Genomic DNA, 12312 nt, shown 5'->3' with positions numbered 1-12312 from the left:
TATGATAGTCAACATAACTATTGACCGAATCGAATAGAAGAGGTGACGAATGATGAAACAATTACTAATGGTCGGTGCAGGATCAATGAGTGAAGCGCTCGTTCGAGGGTGGATTGACTCAGGAATCGAACCGACACAAATTACCATGACGAACCGAAGTGACCGTGAGCGATTGCTCGCATTGCAAGATGAACTCGGCGTACACACCGTCGAAGAAGAAAACGTGAACGACTATGACATCGTCGTACTAGCGATGCAACCGGACGGCGTCATTCCATACGTGGAATCAAAAGAGTGGAAGACCCCACTACTTGTATCGGTTGCGGCACATATCGAACCGAGCCAATTAGAAGAAGCTTCAGGACTTCCTGCCGTATGCGCGATGCCAAACACGCCGGTCGCATATCGGAGCGGGATGACAGGCTTATGGTTCGGTCCTGAAACAGATGAAGCCGATCGCGCGAAAGCAACTGCCCTCTTTGAGCGTGTCGGTCGAACGGCCATCACGGATGCGAAGACGATGTCTGCCTTCATGGCAGCCGCGGGTTGTAGCCCGGCCTTCTTTTATGAGATCGTTGGGGCGATGACTCCGGTCTTGACCGATGTCGGATACGACGAAGCGACGGCTCGTCAAATTGTGGCTCAGGCGATGAAAGGCTCTGCAGAGTTACTGTCACATGAAACACGTGAGACGAATGAACTCATTGCTGACGTCGCTGCTCCAGGTGGACCGACCGACCGTGGTGTCGGCGTGTTACGAGACCGCAACCTTGCCGACGTGATGGCTTCAGCCTTACGTGAAAGTGCCAAAGAAGACCATGAAATCATGGAGAAACCATAAAAATGGACGGAAGCCACGCTTCCGTCCATTTTTTATGTCATCATATGTATAACCGACACAATGAGTGCCACTACTAAAATCCCTGGCAATAAGTTCGCCACACGAATTTTTGTGATTCCGACCAAATTCAAGCCAATCGCCACAATCATGACACCACCGGTAGCGGTCATCTCTAAAATAAAGCTATCCATGAGCGACTCTGGAATGAATTTCATGATTTGAATGGCGAGTAATGCGATTCCACCTTGATACAATAACACCGGAACGGCCGAGAACATGACCCCGATTCCGAGCGTCGAACTTAACACGAGGGCTGTAAATCCATCAATCAACCCTTTCGTATACAACACGTCATGATCGCCACGTAACCCACTATCGAGCGCACCAATGATGGCCATTGCACCAATCACGAAGATGAGCGTTGCTGTGACGAATCCTTCCGCTACACTCGATTGACTCCCGAGACGCCGCTCAAGTCGGTAGCCGATTTCATTCAATACTTCATCTAGCTTCCACCATTCCCCGAGCGCAGACCCGACGACAAGACTTCCGATGACAATCAAGAAGTTTTCACTCTTCATCCCCATTTGAATGCCAAGCAAGATGACCGCAAGTCCGATCGCTGCCGTCACCGTCTCTTTCATACGCTCTGGAATGCGGTGGAATAAGAGACCTAACAATGACCCGATGACGATTAGTCCGGCATTGACGAGGGTTCCTGTTAACACCATTTTGCATTCCCCGTTTCATTATGTATTGAGAGGAATATACCAATTGCTTTCGCGCCATGTCAATATACAAAAAAAGAGCCACTTCTCGCAAGAAGTGGCTTCGCGGAAACCCATGTTCCGGTGGGTTTCTCGAGGGTTTGGCACCCAAGTGATTCTGACTGGGCTCGAACCAGCGACCTCTACCCTGTCAAGGTAGCGCTCTCCCAGCTGAGCTACAGAATCAGGTCGTGTCCTCTCTTAAGGACACTATTAATATATCAAGAAACTATTAAGTTGGCAACAACTTTTTAAAAGTTTTTTGTACTTTTTTTAACGCGTCATTTGTTGGCGGTCGATATGCCGGCAGAGGCGTTCCAAATCACCTGCATAAACAGATACGAGCATGTTCTGGTATAACGTGTCGCGGTCCCAATGAAGACCGTTCGCTTTCGCCACGCGCTGAGACGGAACGTTATCTGGATGAATGAGCGAAATGATTTCCTTTTCCCCTTCGGTAAAGGCATACTGCATCAACCGCGCAGCTGCTTCACGCCCGTAACCCATGTGCCAATGCTTTGGTGACAACCAATAGCCGACTTCTAACTCAAGTTTGCCATCTAAATCATGGAGCAGTGTACCGGCATGACCAATCGGTTCATCACTTTCGAACGTCATCAACTTCAATAGCCCCGTCTGGCGTCCTGTTTCATACCGGGCCAATTGACGTTCGAACCATTCGATTGTTTGTTCGTCTGTATACGGTCTCCCGTCCGGACTGATGAAGCGCATCACCCGAGGATCTTGGAGAAGCGACTTAACAAAATAGAAATCAGAGATTGTGTACGGTTCAAACCGCAAACGTTCGGATTGCAACTCAACAAGATGCATCGTTTTCCGCCCCTTTCTTCCATCTCATAATCTGAATTATTCAATTCCCGTTTTCAGCTTGTTTCAATCCTTTACGATACAACTTTTAATCCGATCACACTGCCAATAATCATCATCAAATAAAAAATGCGCCAACGACTTCTTGATTCATTTAAATAGAGCATACCTAGAATGACGCCACCTGCCGCGCCAATCCCGACCCAAATGGAATAAGCCAGACTTAACGGAATATCTTCAAGTGACTTCGATAACCAATAGAAACTAAGCGCGAACGAAAAAATCGACAATACCGACCATTTTAAAATTTGATATCCTTTTGATTTTCCCATAAAGAAGACGGCCGTCATCTCAGCAATGCCTGCACCAATCAAAAATACCCAACTCATGCTTCTTCCCCTCCTGTCACTTGCTTCAATCCGATGATGCCGATGATCAACGTCGTCACAAGCAAGAGCTTCCAACCACTGAGCGCCTCATCAAAAAGAAGAGCACCGACAATCACCGTACCGACCGCTCCGATTCCCGTAAAGACGGCATAGCCGGTACCTGCTGGGAGAACCCGGAATGCTTTGGCTAACAAACCGAAACTGACAATCAACAGAACAATCGTCCATAGCGTCGGAACAAGCACCGTAAATCCTTCCGATAGCTTCATCGTCGTAGCCCATATGATTTCTAGCAATCCTGCGAACAAGAGAGAAATCCAAGCGACTCTTTCCTTATTCATTCCATCCCACCCCTTTCTTAAAGATGCGGAAGGCGGCTCGTTGTCGCATCTCCCTGTCATCTTCAAACGTAAACAAAGACAGCAAAGCGCCGTCTAAAAAACAATAGTATGCAGCATAAAGTTCATCGAGTGGCTGCGACGGTAAATCTCCACGCTCCATCGCAAGACGGAACTGTTCTTTTTCAAATCCTTTTAGCTCCGTCTCCACTTTCCCAATGACTTCTTCGATATAATCCCGAAATTCTGGAGGTGGTACGAGTAGCATTCGTTTCGTCAACATCCACGTCTCATGATCGCTAAAGAATGACGTGAGTGTACGCACAATCGAATCAATCCGTTCTAAAGGGGATCGATTTACGGTATCCTCGCACGTTTGTCGCCAAGCCTCTTCGTAACGATTCGCCATATCGGTCACGACTTGTTTAAACAATTGCTCTTTCCCATCGATATGGGCGTATAAAGAAGCTTTACGAATCCCTACATCTTCAGCTACTGCCGCGAGTGACAATCCTTCATATCCTTCACGGGCAAACCGCGTTCGCGCAGATTGCATAATCTTATCTTTTGTATTCACCAGTCTCACTCTCCTCCCGACCACTTTACCTAACGAACGGTAGGTAGTCAATGTTGGTGATTGTCATTTCTTTCTTGATTCTCCACAATACAAGATGAAAGAGGTGAAAAAAGATGATTGAACAATTGAACGTGTCCATCCCAACAGAGAAGATGCGTGGTCAAAAACGGATTGTCCGCGTGTTTCGGCCAGACTGGGTCGATACCGACACCCCACTGCCCGTCCTTTATATGCATGACGGGCAAAACGTATTCTCCGGAAGCACTGCTACATATGGAGAAGGCTGGGAGATTGACCGTTGCATCGATACACTCCGACTCCCCCTTATGGTCGTTGCCATTGCGAGCGTTCCGAACTGGTTGGACCGCTATGACGAGTATTCGTACGAGGAAGATGAGATGTTATATCGCCGTATCGGACCCGAACTTGCGAAAACACGACCGACACTTGGTGGCCAAGGTCGTATGTATACAGATTGGCTCATGAAGGAGTTAAAACCACGAATCGACAAGGAGTATGCGACAGACCCAGACGATGTCGGTGTCATGGGGAGTTCGATGGGAGGGGTCATCTCTTTATATATGATGGCGACCTACCCTTCCATCAAAAGAGTCGGCTCTCTCTCCACCGCGGCTTGGGCGAACCTCGATCCTTTAATCCAGGCGTTACAACAAGTGGACTTCACAGGGAAACTGTATATGGATATCGGGACGAATGAAGAGAGCGGACCGATCACATCGAAAGATTATTTGTTTACGAATGCCAAACTCGTCGAAGTGATTGCGCAAAAAGGCATTGCCTTCCGTTACGAAGTCGAGCCGGATGCAGTTCATAACGAGTTAGCTTGGCGCCGCCGTTTGCCCCACGTCCTTCGTTATTTATACGACGTCACATGAAAAAGAGCGAATTCCGGTTTCGGAATTCGCTCTTTTGTTCTTTTACTTAGATGACCCAGTTCCCGTCACGCATGATTGCTTCACGCGTGCCGTCTTCTCGTTCGCCATCGATATTCATTTCTGCTGACCCGATCATGAAGTCAACGTGTGTCATCGAGTCATTCGCACCGTTCGCCGCGAGTTCCTCTTGTGACATCGAAGGGCCACCTTCGAGACATGTCGAGTATGCACGACCTAATGCCAAGTGACACGATGCATTCTCATCAAATAACGTGTTATAGAAGAGAAGACCTGAGTTCGAGATTGGAGAATCATCTGGAACAAGTGCGACTTCACCGATACGGCGAGCCCCCTCATCCATGTTCAACAATTCATCCAGAGCCGCTTGTCCTTTTTTCGCTTCCGCTTTGACGACTTTCCCACCTTCAAACCAAAGCGTGAACTCGTCAATCAAGTTTCCGCTGTAGCTGAGCGGCTTCGTGCTCGACACGTGACCTTCCACAGAATCTTTATCTGCGAGCGTGAATACTTCTTCTGTCGGCATGTTGGCGATAAAGTCGATGCCATCGACGTTTGGACCGCCACCGCCAAGGAAGACGTGCTTCTTCGGAAGTCCGATTGTCAGTTCAGTGCCTGGTGCGCTGTAGTGCAACTTCGCATACTTTTTCTCAGTCAACAGCTTCGCACGGCTACGAAGTGATTGATCATGTGTATCCCACGCCGCGACCACATCTTCTTGGTCCATACGTGTAGCTGCGAAAATCGCTTGCCACAACGCGGCGACCGCATCTTCACGCCCCGGGAATACTTTTTCAGCCCACGCCTCTGACGCACCTGCGACGATTGACCAACTCACGTTGTCACTCATCACATATTGACGCCACTTCGCTAGCGCTTGTCCGGCTGCACGGTTCGCATCCGAGATGCGCGACGATTCAACACCGTTCAAGGCATCCGGATCATCACTGACGATTGACAAGAAAGCTGTTTTTTCTTCAGCCAATTGCTCAAAACGAGCTTTCAACCAATCCGGAAATTCTTTGAATGAGTCTGCTGGTGCATCAAAATATCGAATTTTCGATGTCTCCTCATCGCTCCAATTGACAAACACCTGCTTCGCACCAGCCGCATACGCAGCTTTCACCACATGACGGACAAGTGGTGCCTGGCTAATATCGGCACGTACTTCTAGCTGTTGCCCCGGTTGAATATTGACACCCTTTTTCACAGCTAGCTCTGCATAGCGTGCGAAATCTGCCTCTGTCGGCATAGAAATCATAGACATATGTATCGTTCCTCCTTTTCAGTTATCTTTATTTTCTTAAATTTCAGGAAAAGTTGCAACCGATGCGCAAAAACGGGCATATTAGTAGATGAAGAATGAAGGAGGAATTTACTATGGCAGATTGGAAATCAACGTACACACACTTTTTAAAACAAGCGAAAGAAGACATTCATGATCGAGAACAACTCGGTGACTTACTCGTCCAAGGTGAGCGCGCGCTCGCAAAAGTAACCGTGGACGTGGCATCAAATGAAATCAGCAACATCGAACGCGAAGAAGAACTGACACTCTACTTCCAGATGAAACAAATGTTGAATATGTTGCGTGCCCTGTATAACGATCAATTTGAAATGCAACCTGACAAACAAGAAGAGCTCGTTGCAGCCATTCTGTACTTCGTTTCACCGTTCGATGCGATTCCAGATGACGTGCCGCTCGGACTTTTTGATGACGCTCAAGTCATCGACTACGTGCATGAACAATTAGCGAGTGACATCGACCGATTCCATAACGAATTGTGACTTGAAATGATACACGAGTAGCAGTACGCTAGCAGAAGACTTACCAAAAGGAGGCGTAAGGCCTAGCCATTATCTATGTATGCTAAATCTCGAAAACGGGTTGCCCTTGAAACGGTACTGTTCATCATTGCCGGGACAATCCTTCAGTCTGTCTTTGTCAGTTTACTGCTCAAACCGAATGAGATTGGTTCCGGGGGAATCGTCGGAATCACGTTGATTACGAACGAGCTATTCGGAACGCCAATTGGGATGACGCAACTCGTGCTCAATATCCCACTCTTTATATTGGGGTTGAAATATTTAGGGAGACGTTTTATTTTGATGACAGGAATCGTCGTCGTGCTCTCTTCCATTTTGATTGATAGTTTACCGGTTCTCATTCCACCGACTCCACTTGATGATCCGCTCGTCGCTTCGGTATTCAGCGGAATCGTCTCGGGGCTCGGACTCGCACTTCTCCTGTTCGCAGGCGCTTCTACCGGGGGACTCGATATTTTAGGAAAAGTCATCTATATGAATAATCGAAATTTATCACTACCGAAAATCTTTTTAACACAAGATATCATTGTTTATGTATTAGTCTTCATCGTCTTCGACATTAAAGCTGTTATGTATGCACTTGTATTAAGTTTTGTCCGTTCACGAACGTTACTCACGATTCACAAGTTCTTCTCCGCTCAAAAACAATGTTTTATCATTTGTCAAAAAGCGGATGAAATCAACTTGGTCATTAAACAGAATTTAAAACGTGGGGTCACGATTATGGATGCGACAGGCGGGTACTCGAACGACTCGAAAAAAATGCTATACGTCGTCGTCCAAAATAATGAAATTCCACGCCTTCGTCAAATCGTTTCTGAAATTGATTCTGAGGCATTTGTCACCGTGTCAGAAATTGATTCCATCGTCGGGAACTTCAAAGAGCACTCGTATACACTATAATTTCAACATATTCGACAACAATCTCGTATTGTTGTCGATTTTTTGTGTAATCTTCGGTCACCTGTTCCGATAATAAATAAGAGACCCATATATATAAAGAAGGAGGTGCATGAGTTGTCTGTTTACTCGTTGCGCCAATACGTTCCGGCGATTCTCATCGGAACTTTTTCTACCGGACTTTTATTTTTATTTTTGACCCCTCATGATCTGCGAAACATCACGTTACTCATCTATCACCTCGTCATTTCAGGAGCTGCAATCCTACTGAGCGGAGTGGCGATTTTTAAACATAAAGGGATGCGACGGTTTATCCACGTTTTGATCAGTGCGGGAAATGTATGCTTCGCCCTGTATTTACTGATGCATTACGATTCGACAGGTGCCAATACACAATCGCTGTTGTTCCTGCAAAATTTCTTTTACTTAATCATGGCTTTAATTGTCATCACCCAATCGATTGAGATTCGAACGTTGAAACTACGCACGTTCGACCTGTTTGCTTTATTTAGTTTCCTTGCAATCGGTGCACTACATATTTGGTTCTACGCCACACAAGATGTATCACTCGTGTCTCAGTTGAGTGGTTTTGAAGAACAAATGCTACTGATTAGTCTCTACATGATGCTTTCATTCTTATACTTGAATCGGGTCGTCTCGGCCGGTCAACAATTCCGAATTCTTGTACTCGTCGGAATTTTAGCCTTCACGATTGCCTCGATCGCGAACACGCTCTTCGTGTTTTCGGGCATCACACATGAACTGATCCATCTCATTCAAGTGAGTAGTATTCTCATGATTTCAATCAGTTATTGGGTCGACGATGTTTCCGAAGACGCCCTCGCCTATGATTCCATTTTGGATTACGTTTTGTATAGCGTGGTCGTGATGCTATTCTTGCTCGCTTCAGATCGTCTTCTTGGTACGTCTGTATTCGACTCGATGATTGCGAATGCCGTACTTCTATTGCTCATTCGCCAGTTTGTCGTTTCAAAACAGAACGCACTCATCAGTCATCGCCTCCATACGGTCAACACAGATTTAGAAGTCGCCGTATCGACGAAAGCACACGAACTTGAAATTCGTGAGCAGCAATATCGTTCACTCTTCGCCTACCACTCAGAACCAATCTTTTTATTCGACTTACATGGCGAAGTATTATCGGTCAACGAGGCCGGCAGTTCGATTCTCGGATTGACAACGGACAAGTTACTCGGATCAAATATCCTCGATATCATCGAATCAAAAGACCGTGCACCGTATACAATCATTCTTCAAGAATTAACGAACGGTCGACCGAGAACAATCGATGTGCGCATCATGACCGAAGAAGGCGAGACACGTGTCTGGCAACTCGTCAACGTCCCAATGATTATCGATGGAGAAGTCGAAGGGATCTACGCCATCGCGAAAGACATCACGCAGATGATTGAACAACAAGAACAAATCTTGTATCAGGCAAAATTCGATAGTTTGACAGGACTTCACAACCGCTATGCGCTACAAGAACAAATCGAACGATTGATTGAGGAAGGTCGCACGTTCACGCTCATGTTCTCTGACTTGGACGGGTTTAAAGAAATCAACGACCAGTTCGGTCACCACATGGGAGACGAGCTTTTGCAACATATCGGAAAGCGCCTACGGACCGCACTCCTTCCAAACGAGTATGCCGGACGTCTAGGTGGTGATGAATTCATCGTCGTCGCTGAACATGGTGACGATGAAATGCTGACAGAACGCTTGCGACGTCTCGTCTATCGCCCGCCTTATTACATGGCCGGAACGCTCGTTGAAGTGCATGCCTCGATTGGAATCGTCCGTTTCCCGGAGCATGGAAAAAAATTAAAACACTTGCTCTCGAATGCCGACTTGGCGATGTATCGCGCGAAAGATAATGGTCGGGACGAGACCGTCATGTTCGAACCGGAGTTACGGGAAGACAAGGAGGAACGAAAAGTGTTGATGGAAGGGCTCGATACCGCACTTGAAAAAGGAGAAATCTCACTTTTCCTTCAACCTCAAGTCGATGCGTCTACGAAGGCAGTCATCGGAGCAGAGGCCCTCATGCGTTGGCAACATAACGGGACGTTCATCCCGCCAAGTCAATTCATTCCGATTGCTGAAGAAACTGGTCATATTCATGATTTAGGTCGTTGGATGATTCATGAGACATTCCAGTTGCTTCATGTGTTTGAGCAAGGAGACATTCATTTACCGAAGCTCTCGGTCAACTTGTCCGTTCGTCAGTTATTCGATGAACATTTAATCGATTACTTGAATACGTTGTTCGAACGATTCCCGATCGATCCGTCACGACTCAATTTTGAATTGACCGAAACGGTCGCTGCCCATCATTCAGACCGTGTTTTGAATCGGATCTTAGAATTAAAATCACTCGGCATCAAACTCTCGATTGACGACTTTGGGACAGGATATAGTTCACTCGCTTATCTCGTCCGCTATCCAATCGACGAACTGAAAATCCCTCGTGAATTCACGATGCAACTCGAAGAGAACCGTGAATATCAAATGGTCACGACGACCATCGTCGCGATGGCAAGACAACTTGGCATGGCGCTCGTCGCTGAAGGTGTGGAAACCGAATACCAAGAGACGTTCCTCCGTAAAATCGGATGTGACTCCATGCAAGGGTATCGTTATGCAAAACCGATGCCACTTGATGAGTTCATCATTTATTACATGAAACACACAACGCCCTGGACCGAATGATATTTCGGTCCAAGGCGTTTTTTTATTTCATCTCATATACTTTGACTTCTCCTGGTTTCAGGTCGATGTGAAGATTCCATTGTTCATCGAACGAGTGCTCCGCATACGGCCACGAATTCGGTGAATACACCATCTCTGCGAAACGACTCGCGTTCCAATTTCGACGACGTACCCCATCGAGAGAAATGACTCCTCGCAACGGTTCCCACACATTCGTATTCGCTACAACGAGCAACGTATCGTTCGTCTCCGGACGTAACCAGGCGAATCCGATAAACGGTGCGAACGGTTCATTTAAGATGAGTGGTTCAAAATGGTTCGGGTCGACGAGTACATCGAGCCAACGACGACGAATTTCCGCCACTTGATGCATCACTTCAATCATTTCATCTCGCTCCGGGTGGTCCCAATGGAACTGATACGCATCAAAAAATGCGAGTTTGCCGAAGTATGGGTCTGTCGGGAAGAGTTGGTACGCTTCTTCCGGACGGCAATCGAGCCCGGTATTCATCGGCTGTGTCTCGTATAGTTCGAGTCCAGAGTTTGTCATCGGGACGCCATTTGGCATAAAGCCGTTTAAGACTGTCAATAACCGACTTGCTTGTCGTCCGCCTTCTCGCGTAGCTAGGCGACGCGTATCTGCTGTTTCGCCTGCCGCAAATACCGGAAGTGGTAAAAAGCGAGAGTCGTATAAAAATTGATGCGTCTCATGTGTTTGGAATCGAGGTTCTTTATAAAACCCGTATCCGATGATCATGTTATAACCGGCATCTTTCGCCGCCCAAGCTCCTGCTTCAATCAATTCTTCCGCGATGAAGCTGAAGTTCGAATCAAGGGAGCGTGGTTTCGCTAAAATTCGCTGTGCCAAATCGACAGGAAGAGCATGCCCCATATCGATACGGGCCCCATCGATGCCATATTCACGTTGATAATGTGGAATGATATCGGCGAGCATTTCCCAGAGCGGCTCATTGATGATATTTCCTCGGAATTGATTGGACTTGATTGAATCAAACAGAATATAAGGCGCGATGTTCGCATCGTTCACGTAAGGTGCCGCCGCAAGTGGATGGTCTAAAAAGAGACGGAAATAAGTCACGTCCGACCAAGGCGGTTGTGGATCGTTGATACAGTCCGAAAAGGCAGGAGCTGTCGTCAATCCAAACTCTCGTTCAATCGTTGCCAATACGTTCTCTTCTGGATGTTCAATCAAGTAAGCACGTACTCGCTCCCATTTTTCAGCATCCAGCAAGTTCGGAGCCATCGAGAATCTCCGTAAGTGTTGCCATACATCTTCCGAGTTGTACACCATTGGCAAGAAAGCAAATTCAGGCTTCACATTCTCTCCAATACCCGGCACAGATGGTGGATGGTAATAATCGACTTCGGTTAACGGAATCCAATAGAACCACTCTGGATTTTCAAGGATGAGTCGATTGTCTCGCGCACACGTCCGAGGGATGACATCGATGACGACACGAATCCCTACCATGTGACAAGCTTCCACAAATGCTGAAAATTCTTCTTCGACAGTCATCGCATCACCGGTTAACGTTTCCTTTAATTCTTCATCAATGGCGAAGAAATCTTGAACGGCATAAGGAGATCCGAATTCACCTTTCTTATTTTTATGACTATGTTGCGAAATTGGTAATAGGAATAATGTATCAATTCCCATATAAAGAAGATGTGGAATGAGTGCAAGCGTTTTCACAAATGTGCCCGTGTCTTTCATTCCAAATGAGTTCTCCATCTCCACATAACCTGATCCGTCATGATCCCAGGAAGTAGATGTACGAACCTGCATCGAATAGACAGAGGCACGCTTAATCCAATCGCCACCTGTCTGTAAATGACCATCGGCACTGGCGATGGAAGTACGATATTCTCGATTTTCCACTGCATATGGAAGAATGGCTTTTTCAATCGTTTCGATTAAAAAATCGTACGGATTCACACGCTCGACCCCGTCACGAATCGGTTCGGAAGAAAAACGCATGCGATTCCATAAACTTGGAATCTCGTAGGTAAGGTGTGTGCGTTGATCTTGTAACACCTGGTATAACTTGTGTAACGATGAATTCTCTGACATATTGACTCTCCTTATGCATCTAATGGTCTTCTGGTGGATAAAGTTCTTACACTAATTGATTATACATTTACCCGTTTTTTCCTTTTTCAAAAAAATATTTTCTGTC

At 46.6% G+C, this 12312-nt stretch carries 12 protein-coding genes and 1 tRNA gene; 5 read left to right on the top strand and 8 right to left on the bottom strand.

The features are described 5' to 3' along the window. The first annotated feature begins 52 nt into the window (after positions 1-52). Complete coding sequence (locus tag KNO75_RS12430) at positions 53-841, top strand: pyrroline-5-carboxylate reductase family protein (RefSeq protein ID WP_251126192.1); 789 nt, start codon at positions 53-55, stop codon at positions 839-841. Positions 842-873: 32 nt separating this feature from the next. On the opposite strand, the gene KNO75_RS12425 is transcribed toward KNO75_RS12430, so the two are convergent. The 6 genes from KNO75_RS12425 to KNO75_RS12400 all read right to left on the bottom strand — a co-directional run bounded on the left by KNO75_RS12425 (position 874) and on the right by KNO75_RS12400 (position 3740). Beyond that, entirely contained in the window at positions 874-1572 is a 699-nt protein-coding gene (locus KNO75_RS12425; RefSeq protein ID WP_214696845.1) for a DUF554 domain-containing protein, read from the bottom strand. Positions 1573-1721: 149 nt separating this feature from the next. Further along, positions 1722-1794: transfer RNA gene (locus tag KNO75_RS12420), tRNA-Val, on the bottom strand. Between the two features lie 87 nt (positions 1795-1881). Further along, positions 1882-2439, bottom strand: a complete 558-nt coding sequence (locus KNO75_RS12415) for a GNAT family N-acetyltransferase (RefSeq protein ID WP_214790688.1) — start codon at positions 2437-2439, stop codon at positions 1882-1884. Between the two features lie 71 nt (positions 2440-2510). After that, entirely contained in the window at positions 2511-2825 is a 315-nt protein-coding gene (locus KNO75_RS12410; RefSeq protein WP_214790690.1) for a DMT family transporter, read from the bottom strand. Then, positions 2822-3166 (bottom strand): DMT family transporter, encoded by a 345-nt coding sequence (locus KNO75_RS12405; RefSeq protein ID WP_214796320.1) that lies wholly within the window; start codon positions 3164-3166, stop codon positions 2822-2824. The genes KNO75_RS12410 and KNO75_RS12405 overlap by 4 nt, the downstream gene beginning before the upstream one ends. Further along, on the bottom strand, positions 3159-3740 hold the full coding sequence (locus KNO75_RS12400; protein WP_214818286.1) for a TetR/AcrR family transcriptional regulator: 582 nt from the start codon (positions 3738-3740) through the stop codon (positions 3159-3161). The genes KNO75_RS12405 and KNO75_RS12400 overlap by 8 nt, the downstream gene beginning before the upstream one ends. A gap of 113 nt (positions 3741-3853) precedes the next feature. On the opposite strand from KNO75_RS12400, the gene KNO75_RS12395 reads away from it, so the two are divergent. Then, entirely contained in the window at positions 3854-4636 is a 783-nt protein-coding gene (locus tag KNO75_RS12395) for an alpha/beta hydrolase (RefSeq protein WP_214822101.1), read from the top strand. A gap of 46 nt (positions 4637-4682) precedes the next feature. Here the strand turns inward: KNO75_RS12395 and KNO75_RS12390 are convergent, their stop codons facing one another. After that, positions 4683-5921, bottom strand: coding sequence for an aminopeptidase (locus tag KNO75_RS12390; protein ID WP_214796309.1), 1239 nt, complete (start codon positions 5919-5921; stop codon positions 4683-4685). A 113-nt stretch (positions 5922-6034) separates the two neighbouring features. Between KNO75_RS12390 and KNO75_RS12385 the strand changes: the two genes are divergently transcribed. The 3 genes from KNO75_RS12385 (at position 6035) to KNO75_RS12375 (ending at position 10114) form a co-directional block, all read left to right on the top strand. Then, positions 6035-6442, top strand: a complete 408-nt coding sequence (locus KNO75_RS12385; RefSeq protein WP_074033005.1) for a YkvA family protein — start codon at positions 6035-6037, stop codon at positions 6440-6442. Positions 6443-6517: 75 nt separating this feature from the next. Then, a complete protein-coding gene (locus tag KNO75_RS12380) occupies positions 6518-7384 on the top strand; it encodes a YitT family protein (RefSeq protein WP_214796307.1) in 867 nt (288 codons plus the stop codon). A gap of 114 nt (positions 7385-7498) precedes the next feature. Continuing rightward, positions 7499-10114 carry a putative bifunctional diguanylate cyclase/phosphodiesterase gene (locus KNO75_RS12375; RefSeq protein WP_214796305.1) on the top strand — a complete coding sequence of 872 codons (2616 nt, stop codon included), beginning with the start codon at positions 7499-7501 and terminating at the stop codon, positions 10112-10114. A gap of 22 nt (positions 10115-10136) precedes the next feature. Here the strand turns inward: KNO75_RS12375 and KNO75_RS12370 are convergent, their stop codons facing one another. After that, positions 10137-12206, bottom strand: a complete 2070-nt coding sequence (locus tag KNO75_RS12370; RefSeq protein WP_214822095.1) for an alpha-amylase family protein — start codon at positions 12204-12206, stop codon at positions 10137-10139. Positions 12207-12312: the final 106 nt, after the last annotated feature.

The sequence above is a fragment of the Exiguobacterium sp. s35 genome (assembly GCF_018617535.1).
Lineage (GTDB): Bacteria > Bacillota > Bacilli > Exiguobacteriales > Exiguobacteriaceae > Exiguobacterium > Exiguobacterium aestuarii.
The sequence above is the reverse complement of the archived record's forward strand: the minus strand, read 5'-3'. Positions and strand labels throughout refer to the sequence as shown.